The sequence below is a fragment of the Rhodococcus sp. OAS809 genome (genome assembly GCF_040546695.1).
Lineage (GTDB): Bacteria > Actinomycetota > Actinomycetes > Mycobacteriales > Mycobacteriaceae > Rhodococcus_F > Rhodococcus_F qingshengii.
Window position 1 is genome coordinate 4,600,174 of sequence record NZ_JBEPOI010000002.1, and the last position, 21,823, is coordinate 4,621,996.

24 protein-coding genes are annotated in these 21,823 nt (G+C 62.3%); 11 read left to right on the plus strand and 13 right to left on the minus strand.

Going from position 1 to position 21,823, the window contains the following annotated elements; genetic code table 11:
• Window positions 1-32: 32 nt before the first annotated feature.
• Window positions 33-1,718, minus strand: a complete 1,686-nt coding sequence (locus tag ABIE52_RS24350; protein WP_039973156.1) for a dihydroxyacetone kinase family protein — start codon at window positions 1,716-1,718, stop codon at window positions 33-35.
• 54 nt (window positions 1,719-1,772) lie between these two features.
• Between ABIE52_RS24350 and ABIE52_RS24355 the strand changes: the two genes are divergently transcribed.
• Window positions 1,773-2,636 carry a patatin-like phospholipase family protein gene (locus ABIE52_RS24355; protein ID WP_151098391.1) on the plus strand — a complete coding sequence of 288 codons (864 nt, stop codon included), beginning with the start codon at window positions 1,773-1,775 and terminating at the stop codon, window positions 2,634-2,636.
• Entirely contained in the window at window positions 2,633-3,487 is an 855-nt protein-coding gene (locus ABIE52_RS24360) for an LLM class flavin-dependent oxidoreductase (RefSeq protein ID WP_030536134.1), read from the plus strand. The genes ABIE52_RS24355 and ABIE52_RS24360 overlap by 4 nt, the downstream gene beginning before the upstream one ends.
• A gap of 1 nt (window position 3,488) precedes the next feature.
• Here the strand turns inward: ABIE52_RS24360 and ABIE52_RS24365 are convergent, their stop codons facing one another.
• Entirely contained in the window at window positions 3,489-4,499 is a 1,011-nt protein-coding gene (locus ABIE52_RS24365; protein ID WP_054826925.1) for a threonine aldolase family protein, read from the minus strand.
• Between the two features lie 336 nt (window positions 4,500-4,835).
• On the opposite strand from ABIE52_RS24365, the gene ABIE52_RS24370 reads away from it, so the two are divergent.
• Entirely contained in the window at window positions 4,836-5,366 is a 531-nt protein-coding gene (locus tag ABIE52_RS24370) for an HNH endonuclease (protein WP_007730460.1), read from the plus strand.
• Between the two features lie 19 nt (window positions 5,367-5,385).
• Complete coding sequence (locus ABIE52_RS24375) at window positions 5,386-5,643, plus strand: WhiB family transcriptional regulator (protein WP_007730463.1); 258 nt, start codon at window positions 5,386-5,388, stop codon at window positions 5,641-5,643.
• A 4-nt stretch (window positions 5,644-5,647) separates the two neighbouring features.
• On the opposite strand, the gene ABIE52_RS24380 is transcribed toward ABIE52_RS24375, so the two are convergent.
• From ABIE52_RS24380 to ABIE52_RS24410, 7 genes are all read right to left on the minus strand, one after another.
• Window positions 5,648-7,069: a DUF2252 domain-containing protein gene (locus ABIE52_RS24380; protein ID WP_192712747.1), complete on the minus strand. Its 1,422-nt coding sequence runs from the start codon at window positions 7,067-7,069 to the stop codon at window positions 5,648-5,650.
• A gap of 80 nt (window positions 7,070-7,149) precedes the next feature.
• The gene (locus tag ABIE52_RS24385) at window positions 7,150-7,473 is read right to left on the minus strand and encodes a DUF6292 family protein (protein ID WP_003942947.1); all 324 of its coding nucleotides are present in this window, start codon (window positions 7,471-7,473) and stop codon (window positions 7,150-7,152) included.
• A gap of 69 nt (window positions 7,474-7,542) precedes the next feature.
• Entirely contained in the window at window positions 7,543-8,823 is a 1,281-nt protein-coding gene (locus ABIE52_RS24390; protein WP_241064869.1) for an NAD(P)/FAD-dependent oxidoreductase, read from the minus strand.
• A gap of 45 nt (window positions 8,824-8,868) precedes the next feature.
• Complete coding sequence (locus ABIE52_RS24395) at window positions 8,869-9,420, minus strand: acyl-CoA thioesterase (protein ID WP_042451572.1); 552 nt, start codon at window positions 9,418-9,420, stop codon at window positions 8,869-8,871.
• Window positions 9,421-9,476: 56 nt separating this feature from the next.
• Window positions 9,477-10,280 (minus strand): class I SAM-dependent methyltransferase, encoded by an 804-nt coding sequence (locus tag ABIE52_RS24400; RefSeq protein ID WP_083056315.1) that lies wholly within the window; start codon window positions 10,278-10,280, stop codon window positions 9,477-9,479.
• Window positions 10,277-10,933, minus strand: a complete 657-nt coding sequence (locus ABIE52_RS24405) for a FadR/GntR family transcriptional regulator (protein WP_125052245.1) — start codon at window positions 10,931-10,933, stop codon at window positions 10,277-10,279. Before ABIE52_RS24405 ends, ABIE52_RS24400 begins: the two co-directional genes overlap by 4 nt.
• 78 nt (window positions 10,934-11,011) lie before the next feature.
• Complete coding sequence (locus ABIE52_RS24410) at window positions 11,012-11,914, minus strand: Lrp/AsnC family transcriptional regulator (RefSeq protein ID WP_007730473.1); 903 nt, start codon at window positions 11,912-11,914, stop codon at window positions 11,012-11,014.
• Between the two features lie 224 nt (window positions 11,915-12,138).
• On the opposite strand from ABIE52_RS24410, the gene ABIE52_RS24415 reads away from it, so the two are divergent.
• Both ABIE52_RS24415 and ABIE52_RS24420 read left to right on the plus strand, forming a co-directional pair.
• Complete coding sequence (locus ABIE52_RS24415) at window positions 12,139-13,854, plus strand: amidohydrolase (RefSeq protein WP_030536127.1); 1,716 nt, start codon at window positions 12,139-12,141, stop codon at window positions 13,852-13,854.
• Entirely contained in the window at window positions 13,854-15,188 is a 1,335-nt protein-coding gene (locus ABIE52_RS24420) for an MFS transporter (RefSeq protein WP_050656991.1), read from the plus strand. Before ABIE52_RS24415 ends, ABIE52_RS24420 begins: the two co-directional genes overlap by 1 nt.
• A 137-nt stretch (window positions 15,189-15,325) precedes the next feature.
• On the opposite strand, the gene ABIE52_RS24425 is transcribed toward ABIE52_RS24420, so the two are convergent.
• From ABIE52_RS24425 to ABIE52_RS24435, 3 genes are all read right to left on the minus strand, one after another.
• On the minus strand, window positions 15,326-15,691 hold the full coding sequence (locus ABIE52_RS24425; protein WP_007730475.1) for a hypothetical protein: 366 nt from the start codon (window positions 15,689-15,691) through the stop codon (window positions 15,326-15,328).
• Between the two features lie 336 nt (window positions 15,692-16,027).
• A complete protein-coding gene (locus ABIE52_RS24430) occupies window positions 16,028-16,894 on the minus strand; it encodes an alpha/beta hydrolase family protein (RefSeq protein WP_030536126.1) in 867 nt (288 codons plus the stop codon).
• 90 nt (window positions 16,895-16,984) lie between these two features.
• A complete protein-coding gene (locus ABIE52_RS24435; RefSeq protein ID WP_354541551.1) occupies window positions 16,985-17,455 on the minus strand; it encodes a substrate-binding domain-containing protein in 471 nt (156 codons plus the stop codon).
• Between ABIE52_RS24435 and ABIE52_RS24440 the strand changes: the two genes are divergently transcribed.
• From ABIE52_RS24440 to ABIE52_RS24450, 3 genes are all read left to right on the plus strand, one after another.
• Window positions 17,450-17,698: a cupin domain-containing protein gene (locus ABIE52_RS24440; RefSeq protein WP_042451565.1), complete on the plus strand. Its 249-nt coding sequence runs from the start codon at window positions 17,450-17,452 to the stop codon at window positions 17,696-17,698. The genes ABIE52_RS24435 and ABIE52_RS24440 overlap by 6 nt on opposite strands.
• On the plus strand, window positions 17,695-19,140 hold the full coding sequence (locus ABIE52_RS24445) for an aminobutyraldehyde dehydrogenase (RefSeq protein ID WP_192712748.1): 1,446 nt from the start codon (window positions 17,695-17,697) through the stop codon (window positions 19,138-19,140). The genes ABIE52_RS24440 and ABIE52_RS24445 overlap by 4 nt, the downstream gene beginning before the upstream one ends.
• Before the next feature lie 227 nt (window positions 19,141-19,367).
• Window positions 19,368-19,502: a hypothetical protein gene (locus ABIE52_RS24450; protein WP_354541552.1), complete on the plus strand. Its 135-nt coding sequence runs from the start codon at window positions 19,368-19,370 to the stop codon at window positions 19,500-19,502.
• A 14-nt stretch (window positions 19,503-19,516) separates the two neighbouring features.
• Here the strand turns inward: ABIE52_RS24450 and ABIE52_RS24455 are convergent, their stop codons facing one another.
• Window positions 19,517-20,170: a nucleoside/nucleotide kinase family protein gene (locus tag ABIE52_RS24455; RefSeq protein ID WP_007730507.1), complete on the minus strand. Its 654-nt coding sequence runs from the start codon at window positions 20,168-20,170 to the stop codon at window positions 19,517-19,519.
• 124 nt (window positions 20,171-20,294) lie between these two features.
• Between ABIE52_RS24455 and ABIE52_RS24460 the strand changes: the two genes are divergently transcribed.
• Window positions 20,295-20,978, plus strand: coding sequence for a TetR/AcrR family transcriptional regulator (locus tag ABIE52_RS24460; RefSeq protein ID WP_354541553.1), 684 nt, complete (start codon window positions 20,295-20,297; stop codon window positions 20,976-20,978).
• Window positions 20,935-21,813, plus strand: coding sequence for a crotonase/enoyl-CoA hydratase family protein (locus ABIE52_RS24465; protein ID WP_223304467.1), 879 nt, complete (start codon window positions 20,935-20,937; stop codon window positions 21,811-21,813). The genes ABIE52_RS24460 and ABIE52_RS24465 overlap by 44 nt, the downstream gene beginning before the upstream one ends.
• The last annotated feature ends 10 nt before the right edge of the window (window positions 21,814-21,823 follow it).

Here is a 21,823-nt window from a genome sequence, read left to right on the forward strand (position 1 = left end):
CTGCCAGATTAGTCACAGCCCCGAAGTGCTCGCTAGTGACCCACTGCACTGGCGAAGAACCACGCTATGAGTAGCGCTCCCGGATCGACTACTCCGCGAGCGGCTTCGCCCACATAACTTGCACGTCCGCGGTTCGCGAGCATGGTTTCGGTCGACTCCGCCCCGGCCGCTGCGGCTTCCGCTGCGCTCGCCAGCGCAGCATCTCGATCGGCTTCCGAGCTCACGGATTGCTCCAACGACTCGACCGCCGGAACTATCGCGTCGACCATCGTCTTGTCGCCGACGCGTGCGCCGCCGAGCGAGGTGATGTTGTCGAGTCCCGCTCGCGCTGCAGCCGCGATCGCGCCGAGGTCGAGTTCGGAGTCCGCCGAGTCTGCGGCAACGCGGAAGAAATGCCGGAACCAGATGCCGAACAATGCGCCGGAGGTGCCACCGGCGTGGCCGAGGTACGCCTGTGAGACTGCATCGAATATCGTTGCGGTGGAGTACGTGTCACGGATCGCCGAGATGTCGAGTTGATCCAGTGCGGCCACCATGTTGGTCCCGAAATCGCCGTCGCCCGCTCGTCGGTCGAGATCGGTCAGTGCCGGTTCCTGATCCAGTACCTTCTCGGCCCAGTCCGCAATCCAGCTTCCGACGAAGCTGCTTTCGGCGGTGCGTGAGGTGTCGGGTGTGAATGTGGGACCGAAAGATTCGCGCGTGCCCATGCCGGTGTACTCACGCGCTATAGCATTCGGCCAGGCGGGCGCTTTTGTTGGTGCGTCCCATAATTCGAGGATTTCTTTGTCTGTGCGAACAAGGGTGATGGACGCGCCTGCCATGTTCAATGCAGTGACGAAGGTTCCGATCAGTGTCCGCTCGATGTGAATTCCCTGTTCGTCCAGATAATCTCCGAGTTCGGCGAACAGTAGTTGCAACTCCAGCGGGTGGGTGGCGCCGAGACCGTTGACGACGGCGATGACGCGGTCACCTTCGGCGAGACTCAGGGACTTGATGATCGGGTCTGTCAGCCGCCGCACCAATTCCGGTGCGGGCAGGGCATCCACGCGTTCTGTGCCGCGTTCGCCGTGGATGCCGATACCGAGTTCCATCTGACCCGCCGGCAAGTCGAACGACGGCTCGTCAGCCCCCGGCAAAGTGCATGGGCGAAGAGCGACGGCCATGCTCCGAGCGGAGTGCGCGACGTGTTGTCCGATCCGGGTCACCTCGGCCAGGTCGTCGCCGCGGGCGGCGGATGCGCCGCAGACCTTCTCCACCACGATGGTTGCCGCAGTACCGCGTCGCCCCGGGCCACTGCCGTCTGCGCGTTCGGTCGCGACGTCGTCGTCGACCAGGACGACGTCCGTATCGATCTTGTCCTCGCGTAGCAACTCTCGGGCGATACCGAAGTTCATCACGTCGCCGGTGTAGTTCTTCACGATGTGAAGGACGCCGCCGCCGGCGTCGGCAGCCTTGGACCCCTCGTGGATCTGAAGTGCATTGGGTGAGCTGAAGACCAATCCGGGGCAGACGGCTGTGAGCATTCCTTCGCCGATGAATCCGGCGTGCATGGGTTCGTGGCCTGATCCGCCGCCGGAGACGAGCGCGACCCGTCCGCGGGGAAGTGGCCTTGCGCGTGTGAGGTACCCAGGATCGGGATTCCACGCGATGTCGTCGGTGGATGCGATCAACCCACGGAGTGCGTCGGGAACAAATGTCTTTGCGCTGCGCATGAACATCACTTCAGAGTAGGTCTAACGTCGACTTCGGGCACGGATCACGATCGACGAGAGGTGGACGGCGTGAAATTGGGGTTGGTACTTGCCGGTGGCGGCGTTGCGGGAATCGCCTGGGAAACAGGTTTTCTGTTGGGCCTTCAGGACAAATCACCGGACACTGCCGCTGCGCTGCTGACGGCGGACGTGTTGATCGGCACTTCCGCAGGTTCCACGGTGAGCGCTCAGATAGCGAGCGGCGTGACACTGCAAGAACTTTTCGACGCACAAACAGCGGAGGCTACCGGCGAAATCGACCCGAAGGTCGATGTCGAGGTACTCGGTCAGATGTTCGTCGACGCGATTGCAGGATCGCAGGACCGGGCCGAGCAGCTCCGTTTGCTCGGCGAGGCAGCGATGAGAGCCGATACCGTCGAACCCGCCGTGCGTCGTGCGGTCATCGAGGCGCGGCTGCCCAATCGGTTGTGGCCCGACCGGGAGTTGCGCATCCCGGCGATCAACGCGCAGACCGGTGAGTTGAGGGTGTTCGGCAATGCCTCCGGCGTCGACCTGATCGACGCAGTCGGAGCGAGTTGCGCTGTCCCCGGGGTGTGGCCGGTAGTCACGATCGACGGTCACCGGTACATGGACGGCGGAATGGCGAGTGGCTCGAATGTTCATCTGGCTGCCGACTGCGATGTGGTCGTGGTTCTTTCACCTGCTGCCGATCCCGCCCCGAATCTGCTTGGCGGCAGCCTACGAGAGGAAATCGACGTGATGACGCCCTTGCCCGTGCTGCCTGTCTTCGCCGACGACGCCGTCGTCGAAGCGATCGGAACGAACTCGCTTTCACCGACAACCAGGCGCCCCGCAGCCGAACTCGGCCGCGAACAGGGCCGTCGAACCGCCGACGAGATCGCCGCGTTTCTGGTGACGGCATGAGCGCCGCACGGATTGCCGTCGTCGTGCGCCCGGAGCAATCTCCGGAAGATCTGGTTCGACATGCCAGGTATGCAGACGAAGTCGGTATCGACGAGGTCTGGTTGTGGGAAGACTGCTTCTTCGGCGGAGGAATAGCCACTGCTGCAACTGTATTGGCTGAGACCGATCGCGTGGGTGTGGCGATCGGTGTGCTGCCGACCCCGATGCGCAACACCGCGATCACGGCGATGGAGATTTCAGCGCTGGCCAGAGTTCATCCGGATCGACTACGGGTTGGCTTCGGTCACGGCGTTCAGAGTTGGATGCGGCAGATCGGGGCCAAAGCCGAATCGCCGTTGACCCTCCTGCGGGAGCAGTTCGGAGCAGTCGAGCGGCTACTGGGCGGTGAGTCGGTGACGGTGTCCGGTCGATACGTGAATCTCACGGACGTCACGCTGGCGTGGCCACCGGAGACGGTGCCGCAGTTGCTCGTCGGCGCCACGGGGCCAAAGACTTTGGCGCTCAGTGGCGAGTTGGCGCAGGGCACCGTGCTCTCGGGTGGGACGACCCCGGACGGCGTGCGTCGGGCGATCGCTCACATCGGGGCGTCGGATCACGAGGTCGTCGTCTACGTCATCTGTGCTTTCGGTTCCGGTGGTCGTGAGCGCGCCCTTGCCGAGGCCGCAGCGTCCGGTAGCGAGTCGCCGGAGGATGCGATTGCCGTGGGCAACGCGGCCGAAGTCGCGGCAGCAACACGGCGATGGGTTGCAGCAGGTGCAACCACCGTGGTACTCCAACCGACTGTTGACGAGCCGGATGTCCGCGAGTTCATTCGCTTTGTCGCGCAGGAGGTTCAACCCCTGGTGGCGTAGTTCAGAAGGTTACTCTGGACAGAACCGCGTCGATGTCGGCAGTGCTCACGTCGCGATGTGTCACGAACCGAACCTTCCCGGCAACGGTGACCGCGCCGACATCGACAGCGGCGAGCTGAGCAACGGTGACCGACGGATCGGCTGTCGCGGCCAGAACGATGTTGGTGGCAGGTTCGTCGACGGCCCAACCGCGTTCACGAAGCCCCGACGCGAGGCGCTGCGCGTTGTCGTGATCGTCGGAGAGGCGAGCTTGTGAGCGCAACGCGACGATGCCGGCTGCGGCCAGCACTCCGCCCTGACGAACGCCGCCGCCGAGCATCTTGCGGATCCTTCGGGCTTCGGTGATCAATTCGGGTGATGCGGCGAGTATCGAGCCGACCGGCGCACCGAGTCCCTTACTCAGGCACACCTGAACGGTATCGGCGCCGGAAGTCAATTCGGTGGGCGAAACATCCAGTGCAGCAGCGGCATTCCAGAGACGGGCGCCGTCGAGGTGAATCTTCAAGCCGCGTGATCGCGCTGCGTCGACCAACGTCGTCCATTCGGTCGGATTCATGACGGCACCGCCGGCGAAGTTGTGAGTGTTCTCGAGACAGAGCAGCGTGGTGTTCAACGCGAAGTACGGGCCGGGGGAGCCCGCCGCCTTCACGACCGTCTCGGGGGTGGGACGTCCGGGTCCGCCGTCGTGCGGCAACGCCATCGGCATTCCCTGGGCGAGCCAGGCCGCGGTGCCCAATTCGGAGCCCAAGACGTGAGAGTGTTCCGGTGCCAGGAACTGATCGCCGCGGTGAAGGTGCAGCATCAGCGCAATCAGGTTGCCCATCGATCCGCTCGGCACCCACAGTGCCGCCGGTAAACCCAGAGTGTGCGCCACCTCTTCCTCGAGCGCCGCCATGGTCGGGTCGTGATCGAGGACGTCGTCACCGACCTCGGCGTCGGCCATCGCCTTCCGCATCTCCGCATCAGGCTTGGTGACGGTGTCCGAGCGTAGGTCGATGTACGACGAAGTCATGGCTCATTCGATCAAGCCGCGTGTTCCGGCGTCAAACCGCGGTATTTCCAGGACGGCTCTTCCGGCCCGATAAATCGATATCGCTGAGGATGCCTTCCGTGTGATGATGAGCGTCGGCAATCGCCGGTGACGAGAACAAGAAAGTGGTAGGGGACAGGCATGCGCGACTGGAAGCAAGCGTTGCACCTGCGCGGGCACTCACCCCGCGGTATTTCCCATCCCGCATTCGGGGAACAGAGCGACGCTGGATATATGCCGTTCCCCATTTCTTGCATTTGCTCCTGACCCGTCTTCGTGTCCAGGAGCTTCACTCCTCGACACGAACTGAGAACTCTCATGCGGAACCCGAACCGCGCACTTGCTCACAGTTGGATGAACCGCCCCGTCCGGGTACTCAACGCCACGTACGAGTACCTCGGTGAAGTGAGCGCCGATCGTGCGGTCGTCCTGATCGCCACCGGCTCCGCGCAGTCCACCGAAGACGTGACCCCGATATTTCCGGTGCGCTCCAAGCACGTCGAAATCCCACTGCCGAGGACGATCCTGCTCGCCGAGTACGTGTACGTTGCTCACCGGGTGACGGTCACCGATTCCAGTCGGGCCACTTTTGCCGGTGTCTTCGACCGGGACGGTCGTCAATGTGCGTACTGCGCCGCCCGGGCAACGACCATCGACCATGTCCAGCCGCGGAGCCGTAACGGGCCCAACACGTGGGGAAATCTGGTGGCGTGCTGCAGTTCCTGTAATCAGCGCAAAGCGGATCGCACTCCGGCTGAGGCCGGAATGCGGCTGCTGTGGGAGCCGAAGGCACCTCGGCGCATCGAGAAAGTGCAGCAGAAGATCTGGCGCGAATTGAGTCGGGCGTGACGGTCGAAGGGAGCAAGTGATGTGCGCTGACGAAATCTCGAATTTGGCAGAGCTTCTGCCGATCTCGGACGACCGAACCTGGTGGCAGGCGGAATGCCGAGGAGACCCGGAGCCGGACCGGTGGTTTCCCTTTCCGTCCGAGGGATACGACTACGCGACCGACGTGTGCAACAGGTGCCCGATTGTGGCTTCGTGCCGTGAATTCGCCTCTGCCACTGGTCAGACCGGAATCTGGGGAGGCGTGAAGTTCGAGCAGGGCAGGATCGTCGCGGCGTGAGGGATCAAATTCCCGGCTCCGCGGCGATCGTGCCGGCCAATACCGCTCGGCACAGAGCGTCGTGGTCACGTTCGGTCTGATCGGCGTAGAGCCGAGCGAACCGGGTGAGGGCGGTATCGACCGCGTCCGAGGTTCCCAGGTAACCGGAAATCAGTGACGCGCCGCTGGTTCGTGCATGCCCCTTGGCCAGTAGGCGGCCGCAGATCGCGACGTAATCGGTCAGCGCTGCGGCGTCGATATTGTTCAGGTCCACAGAACCTTTCATGTTCCGGAACTGACGGACGTAGTACTGGCGGTCGTCCACGGTGCACCAACCGAGCAGTGGATCACTGACCGTCTGGAGAGCTTGCTGGTATTCCGCGACGCGTCGTCCTTGGTGGTCGTGCCAGGCCGAGTCGCCGTGCACGAAGGGCGCAACTACGGATCGGCGAGCCTGTTTGAGCTGCAAGAAGATGACGTCGTCCGGGATGCTCCCTTCGCACAGGGCGACATAGGCGCGCAGAGCGACACTCCCGACTCCGACAACCCGGTGCGCGACGTCGATGACGTTGTATCCCGAGACGACTCGGCGCCAGTGTGGTGCAAGGGTTTCGAGATACTCGTCCAGACCCTCCAGGAGGAAGTCGGTGTCCTGCGGTGTGAGTCGTGTTGTGAGCGGCGGGTTCTCGACCAACTGGCGCCGTCCGTGATCCTGGGCGGTGAACCGCGGCACCGCATGGTCACTCGTACGCCGCCGGGCGCGCTCCGCGGCGCGCCTGATCTCGGCCAGCAACCCAGGATCGGTGACGTGGTCGGTGAGTCCGTCGAGATCGACCCGGTCGAAGGAGCGATCGAACAGCGGACGCTCGGAGAGCTTCGCCAAGTGGAGGCGATACGCGGACACACACGAGGTTGTTGCTGTTTCGCATTGAGCTTCGGTGAGACCGTTCTGTCGACCGGCCACCCAGATGCTCGCAGCCAGCCTTCGTAGATCCCATTCCCAGGGGCCGGGATGTGCTTCGTCGAAATCGTTGAGGTCTATGACAAGTTCGCGTTCCGGAGATCCGTAGAACCCGAAGTTTCCGACGTGCGCATCTCCACAGATGACGGGAGTGATGCCGGTGGACGGCAGCTGCGCCATGTCCTCTGCCATCAATCCGGCGGTACCGCGCAGGAATCCGTATGGCGAAGCGACCATTCGCCCCACACGGATCGGAACCAACCAGTCGAGTCTTCCCTCGTGTGCCGTGTTGACCTGATCGACCGGGTCACGTCGATCGGATGGGGGCGTCCAGTCGCCGAGCGACGATCGCGCCACTCGCTTGCGCAGGCCTTTCCCGATCTTGCGACGCTCACTGCGCGGCGTCTGACGCGCCCGCAAAGTCGCCCTGCCGTCCGGTTCGTTCTCGAGAGCCAGCTGACCGGCAGGCCTGTTCAGCGGGTCCATGTCGGGCTCTCTTTCGTCGGGCGTGCGAAACTCGCGCTCGATCTTATGCCCGCCGGATTGTGCGCCGCGCGACGAGTTCCTTAACTACCCGCCTGGGCAATCAACTCGACAGCGCGGTCGGCGCACAGTTCCGGATCCGGCATTCTCCCGATACCGAGGCATTCGACAACGGCGAACGACGCATCCGGTGTGGTTTCCACGCCGAGCGCCCACCCGAAGTAGTGATTCCAGGCGAGTACGGCTCGGTGGCCACTGTGCTGCGGAATCTCGCTGCCCAGAACGAGTACTGCGTCGAACGCGGGGCCGTCGCACCAGATGACCGATTCGGCGAAGGTGGAGCTGGCGACGGCGACTACGTACCTGTGACAAGTCGATTCACTCGGAATGGCGATGTGTGCACGCATGGTCGCTCCTCCGGCTCGGTTGCGATCGGAGGGTTCCCCGTTGCCGGCGCCGAAAAAACGCTTGTCAGATTACGTCCCGGCCACAGATCTACGACGCAGACGGTGCCTGAGATGTTTTTGTGCTGCCCGCGCGACCGAGCGAGTCGAGAGATACTGTTCGGCCGGTATCAACCGGGAACCGAACAAGTAGAACCTTCGGGCTTCGTCGTGGTCGTGGGTGGCCGCGGAGATGAGCAGACGTTCGATCGCGGTGAACTTTCGCCCACCGGCGTAACCGCTCATGTAGTCGATGTGATTCGTCATACTTGCTCTGGCGCTACGGTATTCGGTCAATGCAGCGGTCACGTTCCGATGTGAGTCGAGTGTGTCTGCCGGCGTCTCCGTCAGCATGTGCGCGGTCGCATCGACCAGCATCTGAGCGGTCTCGAGTGCCCACGAGCATCCGATACCCCACAACGGGTCGTTGGTTGCCGCAGCGTCGCCGATGAGTGCGAACCCGTTACCTACGGGTTCGGTGAGGGTTGTGGAGAAGTGTTTGGTACCAACGATCTTCCCGACGATGTGCTCTCGCCGAACAAGCGGAGCGCCGGGTAATGCGTTGGCGTACTCGAGGAAAGCAGTAGACAGGTCGTCAGCGAACGAGCCGAGCTTGTCGAGGGCAGGGAAGACCACCAGCACGCTGATTCCGCCGTCGTTGGGGAGCAGATAGGCGACGTCGGGATCCATGAACCACGACAATGACGTTTCTCCGCCGGGTCGTTCAAGTCCGGAGAGTTGGGCGAAATAGCTGAAACGCCCGTTGGATGCAGTCACGGAGTCGCAACGAGCGGATCGTGCGACGGTCGAATCCTTGCCGTCCGCTCCGACGGTCAATCGTGCTTCGACAGTGAAGACCGAACCCTGTTCGGTGCCGTAGACGCCTGCAGTAGTGCCCTTCTCGGTCAGCAGTCCGGAAACGCGATACCCGAGAAGAAGGTCGACGTTCGGGTAGTCGTTCGCGAGTTGGCGCAGTAGGGGGTCGAGAGTTTCCCTTCGGACGTTGAACCCAGGTGGCGGTGAGTTCTCTGCCGCGTCAGGGGTGATCACTCCCCAAGGGGTCCAGAATGTCGGAACGGTTTCCACCATTCCCAGGGCGAGCAGTTTTTCCGTGGCGCCGAGTCGTTGCAAGATCGGGGCACCGCACGGTTGCAGGTGGTGAGTGCACAGGACTTTGTGCGCCCGGATGTCGGAGCGAGCGTCGAGAAGCGCTATCCGCAGACCTTGCTGGGCGTACATGATGGCGGCCGCGCATCCCGCGATGCTCGCGCCGACAATCACAACGTCATACTTTTCCCGTGCCTTCGAAGTCACTCGATCAGCTTAATGCATAAGGTTATAACTTAAATATGACTGGATTCAGTCATCGTGTTCGGGCGTTAAGTCCCGAACTGCGGCCCGGATGGACTGTTCACGAAGCTCGTTCTCTCTGCGCAGTTCACGACGCCGTCGCCCGGCCTCGAATCGCTGCCTGGCGATTGTTCCGGTCGGCCGGAGTTGGGGTACCTCAGCCGGTTTCCCGTCGCTTCCCATCGCCACCATCGTGAAATAGCAACTATTGGTGTGTCGAGATTTTCCGAGAAGAATGTCTTCGGTTTCGACTCGAATTCCGATTTCCATCGAGGTGCGCCCGGTGTAATTGACGGAAGCGCTGAACGTGACGAGTTCGCCGACATGCACCGGTTCGCGGAACACCACACGATCCACCGACAGAGTCACGACGTAGGTCTGGGCATATCGACTCGCGCACGCATAGGCAACCTGGTCGAGAAACTTCAGAATCGTTCCGCCGTGCACGTTGCCCGAGAAGTTTGACATGTCCGGTGTCATGAGGACGGACATGGACAAGGTTTGTTTCGACGCTTGCTGCGATGCTTGCTTCAATTCAGGTAGGGAGTTCGATTCAGACATCAAGCGGGCCTCTTCGGTTCGGTGGACGGTGAAGAGACCGTATCCGGCAAAGAGGGTTACCCGCGCGTTCGGAAGAGCGCGGTGTCAGAGTTCGGGACAGTGCCCGTGTGGAGGACGTATTCGCTGGTGGCGACGGGGCCGGCCGCGCTCGACCTGAGATAGGGCTCGAGCGTCGAGCGGAGGTGCGCTGACATCGAAGCCCAATTCCCTGCGCCTCGAACCGCCTCGCGAAAGTTCTTCAACGCCGGCGCCTGGTCGCACAGTTCCTCGACGGGATCCGAACCGGCTGGTAGTTGCCACTCGAGCAGGTGCGAGGCCGAGCTCACCGACTCCAATCCAGCTGCTGCCTTCTCGAATTCGCTCGGGCTCGACCATGTCGTCGGTAGTGGTGTGATGCCATTCCACGCAGAGGCGGCCTCCCTTCGGAGTGCTGCTGCCCACCCGTTCTCCGACCACGTTGCGACACAAATGCTTCCACCCGGGCGGGTCACCCGCATCATCTCTGCGAGGGCGATCGCAGGGTTGGGACAGAAGATGATCCCGAAGATGCTGACACAGGCGTCGGCGCTCGAATCCGACCACGGCAGAGACTGTGCATCGCCGATCGTGAAAGTGGGTTCGGTAGTTCCGGGGCGAGGAATCCAGCGTTCGCGCGCGACCTCCAGCTGGCTGGCGGAGAGGTCGAGTGCGTGGACCGCGATCCCGGACTGGGCCGCCGGGAGCGTAAAGTTCCCCGTTCCGGCGCAGACGTCGTACGCCGTGCTCACGTGCCCGATCGAGCGCAGCGCCTCTGTCGATGCAGGTGAGAGTTGTTCGGCAAGAGGGGAATATGCCGCACCGTTCCAGTTTCCCCGATTCACGACAAGCTCCTTTCGACTGCGTCGATGACCGTATCGAGCGCTGCGCCTGCCGCACGCGCTGCTTCGCCGGGGTTGCGTTCCTCGATGGCAGCGATCAAGGGTCGGTGCTCGTCGACGTGGAAACCTGGACCGACACTGACGGCGGACAGCGAATCCGTCACGGCGGCAAGGACTCCCCGGTAGACGTCGATCAGTGCGGAATTGTGGGACGCCTCGACGATCGAAAGGTGCAAGGCCATGCCGGCTTCGACAGTGAAGCCGCCGACGTGACCGGGGTGGGCATTCCAGGCTGCATGTATCCGCGCGAGATCTTCGGGGGTGTGGCGCTGCGCTGCAAGTCGCGCGGCTTCGACCTCGAGTCCGCGTCGCAGGCTCAGTACGTCGAGAACGTCACCTCTGGCGAGCCTGCGCCCGAGTAGTCCTTCGACCGGCGACGCCGCCATGACGTACACGCCGCCACCGTGGCGTACGGACAGAACTCCGGCGTGGGCAAGCGCCCGTACCGCTTCGCGCATGGTGTTTCGGGCGACTCCCAATTCTTCGACCAATGCGGTCTCCGGCGGGAGTTTCGATCCGACGGGCCATCGACCGGTCGAGATCGCCTCCTCGATCGCCGCGGCGACGATGTCTACCTTGCGTCCGGAATCGGCCATGTATGTCACCTCGGATAAGTGGGTCAATGACTTGATCGAGGTTAGCGTGCCCGACCAAGTGGGTCAATGACTCGGAAATTACCCGCGTACGTCCAGGCTGCGGGCGTAGTGCTCCTTGAATACCTCGAGATGTGCCCAAGATTCCAAGCCGCTGACACCGTCGATCCCGCGGATTCGTTCGGACAGCGCATGCAGGTCGCTCGAGGAGTTGGCGGCAACCGTCGCGATCACGTCGTATCGTCCGAGGGTCCGGGCGAGGAATTCGATTCCGGGCAGCGACTCGATCTCCGATACCGCGTTGTCGTCCCGTGAGCCCAGATTGACGCCGATGCCCATCGCCAGCGTTCGGCCACCACCTCGCCGCTTGACGACAGCGCCGACGCGCAGTGCCGTGCTCGCGATCAGATGATTGACCCGGTTGCGCACGGCGCTCGGCGACAGTCCGGTGTGTTCGGCCAGCTCGAGAAAGGGCATTCGCCCGTTGCGCTCGAGCAGTTCGATCAACGCGACATCTGTCGAGTCGAGTCGGATATCGGCTTGTAAAGCGGTCTCGGGCATGAAGATTCCCTTGATGACGTCGACGTAGACCAGCGTGCTCACGGATCGAACGCCACGTTGTGAGCGGAGTTCGGCGATGGCACGGTACAGATCGTCGTGACTGGGCACCCGAAGTTCCGCAATCACGTTGTACTGCCCGCTGACTGCCGAGATGTAGACGGCGGCCTCGGATGCGATCAACGCGTCCAGCACCGGGGTCATCGGTCCGGACACCGCGATCGAGACGTGTGCAAGCGCCTTCAACCCGAGAAGTTCGGGGTGCGCGACGGCCACTACGGACACCGTTCCCGAGTCGAGTAGCGCCTGCACTCTGGTGGACACCGCCGCTCGTGGGGCGTCGACCGCCACGGACAGTTCGCGGTACGTCGCTCGCCCGTTGCGCTGAAGTGCGGCAATGAGCTTGGAATCGAGATCGACCGTCATGGTTGCCCCAACTTTTCCAGAGATTTTTCTGTATGAGCTTCCTATTAGAACAGTCGCATGTGGCCATGAATGATGTGGATAAGTGCAGAAATGCTCGAAAACTCATACAAAAAAGTTGTATACCGCCTGGTCTGAAACTTTGATGCATTGCATAGCTACAGGTCAGGGCGTAGTTTTCGCTCAACACGCAGTGACCTGCACCACCATCTCGACGAAGGACCACCATGCGCAAGTTGCACACGCACGAAGCCTCGCCTCTCGACGCCACCGGCACGATCTTCACCGGCGCCAAGATCCACACCGTTGACGACAGCACGGTGGGAGCCGAAGCGTTCCTGGTGTTCGGAAACCGCTTTGCAGCGGTGGGAACGCTCGAGGAATGCCGCACCGAGGCGCGTCGGCTGAGCACTCGCACAACCGCGGTGGTCGAACTCGACGGCGCCACCGTCGTCCCCGGCTTCGTCGATCCACATGCACACCCGTTGATGTACGGGCAGATGCTCAGCTGGGTGGACTGTGGGCCGGAGAAGGCACATTCCATCCCCGGAATCATTGCGCTACTTCAGGAAGCGGCGCTCACAGCACCTGCGGGCGTCCCGATTCGCGGATACGGCTACGAGCACCGCAACCTGATCGAAGGGCGTCACCCGCTCAAGGAAGAGCTCGATCAGGTGGCCACCGATCGCGAGGTCTACCTCATGAACGCGAGCGGTCACGGCGGCGTCGTCAACTCCTTCACTTTCGACAAGCACGGTATCGACGCGAGCACCGAGAATCCGGCCGGTGGCGAGTTCTTCCGAGATGAAGACGGCGAACTCACCGGTGAGCTCTCCGACGCCGCGTGCAACATTCTCACCGGCGTCAACGGAGTGAAGGTCGGCCATCACGGCCCCAACTTCCATCTCGAGGACGAGCCGGAAGAGCACCTTCGCCAGCTGTCGGTCGCTCAGGACAAGTTCCTGGCCGGTGGCGTCACCACCATCGGTGACTGCCAGGTGACCCGGCGTGAATTCGACATGTACCTGCGTCTGGCCGAGCAGGATCAGCTCAAGACCCGCGTCAGCATGTACATGCTCAGCCACCTCCTCGATCACGTCATCGACACGGGAATGCACGGCGCCTTCGGCAATTCGCGGCTCGCGTTCGGCGGCATCAAGTTCTACGCCGACGGCACACTCGGAGGCTGGACCGCATACTTCCCCGACGGCTACGTGGGCGACCCGTGCCGCACCGGGCAGCTCTACCACGAGCCGGCGGACTACTCGGAGCTGATTGCCAAGGCACATTCGGTGGGTCTGCAGACCGCCACGCACGCTCAGTCACCGACCGCCATCGACATGGTGCTCGATGCCATCGAAGCTGCGCAGAAGGCTCACCCCGACGCCGACGCTCGTCACCGCATCGAGCATTGCGGACTCCCGACGGCCGAGCAGATCGCAAGGATGAACCTGGCCGGTGTCTACCCGGTGAACCAGCCACAGCACTACTACAACTGGGGCGAGGGCGTCACCGCTGCGATCGGCACTCCGGGCGAGCGGTTCAACCCGCTCGGCGAGTTCATCGCTGCCGAAGTTCCCGTGACCATCAGCTCCGACGCCCCCGTCGCAGAGCCGAAGCCGCTCGAAGCAATTCAGGCAGCCGTTACTCGTGTGACGCGTCAGGGTCATCAGCTCGGCTCCGATGCACTCCGCATCACCGCCGACCAGGCATTGCAGGCTCATACCCTCAACGGTGCGCGTGCGCTGGGCCGCGAAGCAGAGCTGGGCAGCATCTCGGTCGGCAAGCGGGCCGACTTCGTCATTCTGGGCGCGGATCCCCTCGAGGTTCCGGCCGACGCGATTGCGCAGATCGAGGTCCGAGAGACCTGGATCGACGGCGAACTCGCACATTCAGGTCATAACCACCTATTGTCGAGCACTTCGACCACCGAGGAAAAGTAATGAACCGAGAGCAACAGATCGTGAAGGCCCGCAAGGCGGGATTTGCAGCCTTCGTCGGTACAACTATCGAGTGGTACGACTTCTACGTGTATGCCACGGCAGCCGCCCTGGTGTTCGGTGACATCTTCTTCCCACCCGGAACCGACCGCCTGACCGGCGTTGCGGCGGCGTTCGCGACATACGCCGTCGGTTTCTTCGCTCGCCCGCTCGGCGGAATCGTGTTCGGCCATGTCGGTGACAAGATGGGCCGACGCACCGCATTGGTGGTGACTTTGACGCTGATGGGTGCAGGCACGTTCCTCATCGGCATGTTGCCCACTTACGCGTCGATCGGGTTCTGGGCGCCGTTACTGCTGGTACTGCTCCGCTTCGTCCAAGGCTTTGCCGTCGGCGGCGAATGGGGCGGCGCGGTCCTGATGGCCGTCGAGCATGCACCCGAGGACAAGAAGACCTTCTACGGCGGTTTCGCTCAGCTGGGCAACCCGGCCGGCGCGCTCCTGGCCACAGGTTTCTTCAGCATTCTCTCCACCTTCGGCGACGACGCTCTGCGCGAGTGGGCTTGGCGACTGCCGTTCCTCTGCTCGGCGCTGCTGATTCTCGTCGGCTTGGTCGTTCGCCTGAAGGTCGAAGAGTCCCCGGTTTTCGAATCCGAGGTGAAGTCCGCGGACGTACCGGAAATGCTCCCGCTCAAGTACGCGCTGGTGACCAACTGGCGCCCGATCATCCTGGGCATCGGCATTCTGCCCGTCGCAGTCGGCGGCTACTACCTCGTGACGACCTTCATCACGGCATACGCAACCGACCCCGACGTCGGATTGTCGGAGACGTTGATTCTCAACGCGCTCAGTGTCGCTGCAGTGGTCGAGTTGATCGCGACTCTCGGCGTGGCGTGGCTCGGCGACAAGGTGGGACGCGTCCGCGTCGTCATCTGGGGCCTTGCGGCAGTCGCGATTCTCGCAGCGCCGCAGTTCCTGGTGCTGAAGTCCGGATCCGTGTTCCTGATCTTCCTGACCTTCGCTGTCATGCGACTGGTGCTGGCGGCCACGTACGGTCCGATCGCCGCTGTTCTGTCGCAGATGTTCAAGCCGCAGGCGCGCTACACGAGCATCTCGTTGGCGTACCAGGGTGCAGGCGCTATCTTCGGCGGACTGTCACCGCTGGTGTCGACGCTGATGTACAAGGCAACCGGCAGCATCTGGCCGGTCATCGCACTGCTGATCGGCATGTGCATCCTGAGCATCGTGTGCCTGCTCTTCGCTCCGCAGCACGTGGACGAGGCGACCGATACCGACAGTGCTCAGCAGGGCCTGAACAAGGAATCGGCTTCCGCCTGATTGCCGAGAGTCGGCTTCCGCCTGACTGCCGAGAGTCGGCTTCCGCCTGACAACTGAAAACACGACAGCTGGGGCAGTACACGATTTCCGTGTACTGCCCCAGCTGTCGTTTCAGGTCAGTTGTCGCTCAGCGCCGGTTACGCGCCGACGAGATGGCGATGAAAATGATCGCTGCGTCGGTGGGCCTGGCTGAGATTTCTGATCTCACGCAGCCAGAAGTGAGACGCCAGCGTGTTACTGCTTCCGTAACCAGTGCCGGACGTGTCTTCGTCGATCAGGGCGACAAGCGCTTTGATCAGGCTGGTGACCTTGAGGTTGTTGGTCTGAGAATGTCGGAGCAACAGCTCGGCGGCTTCGTCGGTGCTGCAACGGTAGAGGGTGCAGACGATTTCGATACCGCGCTCGCGGATCCGGCCCGAAGTAGTCGGGATCCGTAGACCGTTCGTCGAGTTGCTGTTCGTCTGGTTGTTCGTGTCGTCGGGGTGAATCATGGTGTTGATCAAGGTATTCCTTTGAACCGCAGGGTCTTTGGGCCCGTGCGGTGTGTAGCGCATGTTGATACTGGTGCAGTCGGTACGCGATTGGCGGCGGACTCCGTCGGAGCCTTCGGCCTGGTCAACAATCTGCGGGACTGATGAAAGTGCGTAGTGATCAAAGGCGCGGATTTGCACCGAACTGGAAGTCTGCCCCTGGAACGAATACTGGAACTGTTGTTCCGGGCGAAGCGACCGGCTGCCTGACTGACGGCTGCCCTCTGATAACCCCACCGTACGTCATCGATTGAGTTTCAGCTAATTCTATTTCGAGCGGCTGAGAGCACTGTGGCCCGTATTACCTGCTCAAGAGGCATTTATGTGGCCGATTATTGCTTGCTTGGTGGTAGCCCAGGCGTCGGTCGTCGGGTTGCCGAACTCGCCGTGGCCGACGCCGGGAAGTTCGATCAGATCGACCACGTCGCCTGCTGCTCGGGCGGCACGGGCATAGCGCCGACTCTGTTCGACCGACACGACCTTGTCTCCGAGTCCGTGGATCACCGTGACGGGGAGGCCGGTGGGGAGGTGCTCGATCGGTGATGCGATGCGGTAGCGATCGGGATGATCGGTAGGCATGCCGCCCAGAAGATTTCGAACAAATCGATCTTTGCCCGCGGTTGCGGCGAGCGTCATGTCGAAGACGCCGGCCATGATCGTCGTCGAGCGAACCGGCACCGAGAGGTTTGGTTCCGGGGCGTCTGCACCCTGTTGGGATCGCGATGCGACCCAGGCGGCAAGTTGTCCACCCGCGGAGTAGCCGGCGATGTGTACACGGCTCAAATCCAGTCGCCCGGAGGCCTTTTCCTGAACGATGCCGGCCAGGGCGTTGGTGGCCGTAACGGTATCGGAGAGCGTGGTCGGCCAACCACCCTGACCGCCGACGCGTCTGTATTCGATGTTCCAGACCGCAATTCCGTACGGGGTCAGGGTTTTTGCCCACGCGCCCGCGTATTCGAGATTGCTCTTCTGGGCCCATCCACCGCCGTGAATGAGTACGACGACCGGCAGGTCACCGTCCGATCCTTCTGGAAGATACAGATCGCCGAAAGTGTCTGCGGCCGCGGCGTAGGCGATGCGGACCGGAGCGACGTCGCGGTCGAGGCCGGTCGCACTGCTGACAGATGCGAGGAGGGCGAGTGCACAGACCAGCACTACGGCGAGATACCCGGCCAAGCGGTCGCGGGAGCGGTGCGCGATGACCTGATTCCTCTCGGCAGGCGACGGACGATAATTCGGAAATCAGTCTATCGGTGCCAGGTGAATTTATGGTGTGAGCGAATGGGCCGTGCTCGCTCGCACGCGGAGTTCGCTACGCGTATAGCTCTGAACTGGGGGTTCGTCACCGTTGACCAGAGCCAACAGTGCATCTACGGCCGCTGCCGCCTGTTCTTGGGGGAAGAAGTCGAAGGCAGTGATCGGGGGCTGGGAAACCAGCAGGGCGGGTTCGTCACTGTCCTGTGCAATCAAGACGTCACCGGGAATCGACAGCCCGAGATCGAGGGCCGCTCGCGCCGCTGCCGGGGCGCAACCGAGAATCAACGACAGGATCGCGTCCGGCGGAGTCGAGGAGTCGAGGGCCTCGCGGGTGGCCGCATACGCGGCGCCGATGAGGCCTTCGACGGTGCTGGCGCCCGGAAACGACGTCAATTCCTCGCTGGTGCGTGGTGCCACGCCTCGGGCGCGGCACCACTCGAAGTAAGCGAAAGTCGTTGCGCGGGTCCACTCCGAATGCATTCCGGGAGTGAGGACGAAAATGTCCCTTGCGCCACGTTCGGCGAGGTCTTGTGCGACCCGTATCCGTACGACGAGGTCTGCATCATGATCAGCGGCCGGGTGGCGCTGATCGACCTCGATGGAAACCGTCGCGAATTCTCCGCTGGGGAAGCATTTTTCGTGCCGCAGTCGTTTCGCGGTACCTGGGAGACGGTTGAGCCGTCGAAGAAGTTTTTCGTCGCGCTCCCCGGATCGCGCTCATGACGGTGGAAACTTCGATGACTGTCGCAGCGTTTGGTCACGTGATCAACGGAACGTGCGAGAGTCCGGCAGGTAGACCTTCCGTGCTGGTCGATCCGGTGACCGACAATGTATACGCCCGTGCTGCCGTCGGTTCCGCCGATGACGTCGACCGAGCCTGCCGTTCGTCCGAGAAGGCTGCGCGGTCCTGGCGCCGGTCCACCCCTGCGCGCCGTCAGGAGTTGCTGCTGGCCCTCGCGGACGCGCTGGAAGCAAACGCGAAATATTTCCTCGAGGTCGAATGCCGCAGTACCGGCAAGCCTCTCAGGCAGGTGCGAGACGACGAGATCCCGCAGTGTGTTGACTTTCTGCGGTACTTCGCGGGTATTGCCCGCTCTCTGCCGGGCGTTGCCGCAATGGAGTACACGGAGGGTGCTACGTCTTATGTCAGACGTGAACCCATTGGCGTGATCGGTGCGATCGCTCCTTGGAACTACCCGTTGATGATGGCGGTCTGGAAGATCGCGCCGGCACTCGCGACGGGAAACACCCTCGTGCTCAAGCCGGCCGAGGAGACGCCGGAAACCGCGGTGATGCTGGGAGTGCTTGCAGCGCAGATCTATCCGCCCGGGGTGTTGAACGTAGTGTGCGGCGATCGCGATACCGGAGCCGCGCTCGTCGCTCATCCGGTTCCTCGGATGATTGCGCTGACGGGATCGACGAGAGCGGGGATTTCGGTCGCAAAGGCCGCGTCGGAAGACGTCAAGCTGTTGCATCTCGAACTCGGAGGCAAGGCACCCGCCGTTGTTTTCGCCGACGCGGACCTCGACGGCGCAGTCGCGGGGATTGTTGCCGGGGCCTTTTACAACAGCGGTCAAGATTGCACCGCTGCGACGAGGATTCTCGTTCAAGAGGAGGTTGCGGAGGAGTTCACCGAGAAGTTGACGGCTGCGGCCGCGGACTTGAGGTTGGGCGGACCGGAATCGGGCGATTGTCTCGGCCCCCTGGTCAGCCGCGCTCACCGTGATCGAGTGGCGGAGTTGGTAGAGAGACGCTCAGCAAATACGAACGTATGTATTGGCGGGGGAAAGCCAGCTGGACCAGGGTTTTTCTATCTGCCGACTGTTATTTCCGGGGTGCAGCAGGAAGATGAACTGGTCCAGGAAGAGATATTCGGGCCGGTTGTCACCGTGCAGTCGTTCTCCACCGAGGCTGAAGCGATCGAACTTGCGAACGGGACCAAGTACGCTCTCGCGTCGAGCGTGTGGACGTCCGACCACGGCACCGCGATGAGGATGACGGCCGAACTGGACTTCGGCTGCGTCTGGGTGGGAGCCCACGGAATGCTCGCCGCTGAGATGCCTCACGGTGGCTTCGCTGGGTCGGGTTACGGCAAGGATCTGTCGGAGCTCGCACTGGCGGAGTACACGAGGGCCAAGCACGTCATGCATGTGACGAGCGTCTGACTCCTCGGCAATATCCAACGACGGCCACCTGCCCGCGCTGCGGGACGGTGGCCGTCGTCGTGCCTCGGTGGACCTGCAAGCTGCTGTTTGAATATGTTGCAGTGCAACATGTTTAGAGAGAATTTTCGTTGATTCGGGTCGCGAATGCCGGTAAAGTGACGTGTGCAACATTGCGCACTTCGGCGCACATTCAACCCCACTTTCAATTCTGACTCCAGGAGACTGCCATGGGTTCATCCGACATCGATCTCAAAGCGCTCGACAGCGTTATCACCGTCGCCGGTGCATTGGCGGCGATATTCGGCGGAATCGCCGGAGTTGCCGGGCTGGCCACTTTTCTCGGAACCGGCGGCGGTTCTTAGGTTTTCAGCTGACATCAGTGAGGCTCGGACCGTTCGATTCTGACGATCAGATCCGCGCGTGGCCTGACTGCGCTGATCAACTCGGCGTTCGGCTGATCTACCCGTTTCACCCACTCTGCAGCCGCTTCGGAACTCTTTCCGAAGCGGCTGTGGCGTTTCACCAAGCGCTTCGTCCGAGTTTCCTCCGGAACGTCGAGATACCAGACCTCGTCGAGTGCTGCTCGCACTTCCTGCCATCCACCACTGGGTAGGAGGAGATAGTTCCCCTCGGTGACTATCAGCGGTGTACATGGATCGACAGCCGTTGTGCTGCCTATTGATTCGTCGAACTCGCGATCGAAGACCGGAGCATAGACCGTCGAGTTCGAGGCTCGGAGTCGGCGTAGTAGAGCCGCGTAGCCGTCGACGTCGAAGGTGTCCGGTGCGCCTTTGCGTTCATGCCTGCCGAGTCGGTCGAGTTCCCGATTGGCAAGATGAAAACCGTCCATCTCGACGATGGAGCAACGAGAACCTAATTTCCGCACAATTGCCTGTGACACCGTCGACTTTCCGGCTCCCGGTGCGCCCGTGATGCCGAGGATTCTCCGACCGTCGTCGGTGATCAGGGAAGCAGCGCGTGAAGCAAGTTGGTCGAGCGTCAGCGAGACGGTCGGCGGTGAGGTCGTCACGTGTTGCTCCGATCAGTCCGAAGGGCCGGTGCATCGAGAGTACGCCGGAGGCTTTCGGCCATTGACAGTCTGAATGGACTGTGAAACTGTGATCCATGCCACTCGAGAAGTTGGAGGTGAGACCGTGACCCTGCGCGATGCGCAGCGCGAAGCGACGCGCCACCGGATTCTCGATGCGGCAACGGATTTACTGATAGCGGACGGTTATTCATCTCTGACGGCGCAGTCGGTGCAAACCGCTGCCGGAGTCAGTCGGGGCGCTCTGCTGCACCACTTTCCGAACATGCAGGAGCTCACTGCGGCGTTGGTGTCGAACATCGTCGTACGGAACGAGGTGGCGGTAAGAGCTGCCATGTCTCGGCAGGATTCGTCGGTTGACACGATCGAGAACTCGATCTCCGCTCTGTATTCGGCGTTGACTCAGCCGCCATTTCAAGCGGAACTCGAACTGTGGTCCGCAGCGCGGACGGATCCGGTGTTGGCCGAGGTGCTCCGGGAATCGGAGCGAATCGCCGGACGGGATCTGCGGCGAGTTGTCCACGACGCTTTCGGTCCCGAAATTGTTGCTTCCGAGAACTATTCGCAGATTGCAGATCTGACGGTGCTGATGCTCCGTGGTTTGGCGCTGTCCCCGGGCAGTGCAGAAGAGCGACGCGTCTGCGCGTCGTTCGATCAGTCAATGGGCAGGCGTCGTTCGCCTGCTCCTCACCCAGAACTAGCGCAACTCGTTCCGAGCGAGGCGCGCTCTGTCGACAGGACCGATGATGACGGATTTTGCGACCCTGAAGTACGAGACGTCCGGTGGTAAAGCGTATATCACGCTCAACCGTCCCGATCGGCTCAACGCGATCGACGACCGGATGCCGTCGGACATTCGAAACGCGGTGGCAGCAGCCAATGACGACGACGAGGTCCGTGTGATCGTCTTGCAAGGTGCGGGCAAGGCGTTTTGTGCCGGGTACGACCTCAAGAAGTTTGCCGAAGGCGACCTTGACGGAAAGTGGAACCAGGGCCCGGTCTGGGACCCCATCAAGGACTTTCGCGGGATGAAGCAGAACACCGACGACTTCTTCACGCTCTGGCGATCGCTCAAGCCGACGATCTGCAAGGTTCAGGGATATGCGATTGCCGGTGGGAGTGACATCGCGCTGTCCTGCGACATGCTGATCATGGCCGACGACGCTCGCATCGGATACCCGCCTGCGCGTGTGTGGGGTTGCCCGACGACGGCGATGTGGGTGTACCGGCTCGGAGCCCAGCGTGCCAAGCGAATGCTGTTGACGGGAGACACCATTGACGGTGTCACTGCGGCTGACTGGGGATTGGCGCTCGAAGCGGTGCCGGCCGACGAATTGGACTCGGCGGTGGAAGCGTTGGCGGATCGCATCGCCGGTGTTCCGCTCAATCAGTTGGCCATGCAGAAGATGATGATCAACCAGGCGTACGACAACATGGGATTGCAAGGCACCCAGGTACTGGCAACCCTGTTCGACGGAATTACGCGTCACTCCCCGGAGGGGCGCTGGTTCAAGGATTTTGCCGAGCGCGACGGATTCCATGCCGCGGTTCAGTACCGCGATTCCGGACGCAAGATTCCAGACGGAGGCGGGCCGCTCCCCGCGTCCGACACCCCTCCTCGATAGAAAGTGGATG

What these genes read in the sequence shown, in the direction of transcription:
- ABIE52_RS24350 (WP_039973156.1), bottom strand. Translation starts at nt 1,718, where the DNA reads ATGTTCATGCGCAGCGCAAAGACATTTGTTCCCGACGCACTCCGTGGG.
- ABIE52_RS24360 (WP_030536134.1), top strand. Translation starts at nt 2,633, where the DNA reads ATGAGCGCCGCACGGATTGCCGTCGTCGTGCGCCCGGAGCAATCTCCG.
- ABIE52_RS24365 (WP_054826925.1), bottom strand. Translation starts at nt 4,499, where the DNA reads ATGACTTCGTCGTACATCGACCTACGCTCGGACACCGTCACCAAGCCT.
- ABIE52_RS24370 (WP_007730460.1), top strand. Translation starts at nt 4,836, where the DNA reads ATGCGGAACCCGAACCGCGCACTTGCTCACAGTTGGATGAACCGCCCC.
- ABIE52_RS24375 (WP_007730463.1), top strand. Translation starts at nt 5,386, where the DNA reads ATGTGCGCTGACGAAATCTCGAATTTGGCAGAGCTTCTGCCGATCTCG.
- ABIE52_RS24380 (WP_192712747.1), bottom strand. Translation starts at nt 7,069, where the DNA reads ATGGACCCGCTGAACAGGCCTGCCGGTCAGCTGGCTCTCGAGAACGAA.
- ABIE52_RS24385 (WP_003942947.1), bottom strand. Translation starts at nt 7,473, where the DNA reads ATGCGTGCACACATCGCCATTCCGAGTGAATCGACTTGTCACAGGTAC.
- ABIE52_RS24395 (WP_042451572.1), bottom strand. Translation starts at nt 9,420, where the DNA reads ATGTCTGAATCGAACTCCCTACCTGAATTGAAGCAAGCATCGCAGCAA.
- ABIE52_RS24405 (WP_125052245.1), bottom strand. Translation starts at nt 10,933, where the DNA reads ATGGCCGATTCCGGACGCAAGGTAGACATCGTCGCCGCGGCGATCGAG.
- ABIE52_RS24410 (WP_007730473.1), bottom strand. Translation starts at nt 11,914, where the DNA reads ATGACGGTCGATCTCGATTCCAAGCTCATTGCCGCACTTCAGCGCAAC.
- ABIE52_RS24415 (WP_030536127.1), top strand. Translation starts at nt 12,139, where the DNA reads ATGCGCAAGTTGCACACGCACGAAGCCTCGCCTCTCGACGCCACCGGC.
- ABIE52_RS24420 (WP_050656991.1), top strand. Translation starts at nt 13,854, where the DNA reads ATGAACCGAGAGCAACAGATCGTGAAGGCCCGCAAGGCGGGATTTGCA.
- ABIE52_RS24440 (WP_042451565.1), top strand. Translation starts at nt 17,450, where the DNA reads ATGCATTCCGGGAGTGAGGACGAAAATGTCCCTTGCGCCACGTTCGGC.
- ABIE52_RS24435 (WP_354541551.1), bottom strand. Translation starts at nt 17,455, where the DNA reads ATGCATTCGGAGTGGACCCGCGCAACGACTTTCGCTTACTTCGAGTGG.
- ABIE52_RS24445 (WP_192712748.1), top strand. Translation starts at nt 17,695, where the DNA reads ATGACGGTGGAAACTTCGATGACTGTCGCAGCGTTTGGTCACGTGATC.
- ABIE52_RS24450 (WP_354541552.1), top strand. Translation starts at nt 19,368, where the DNA reads ATGGGTTCATCCGACATCGATCTCAAAGCGCTCGACAGCGTTATCACC.
- ABIE52_RS24465 (WP_223304467.1), top strand. Translation starts at nt 20,935, where the DNA reads ATGACGGATTTTGCGACCCTGAAGTACGAGACGTCCGGTGGTAAAGCG.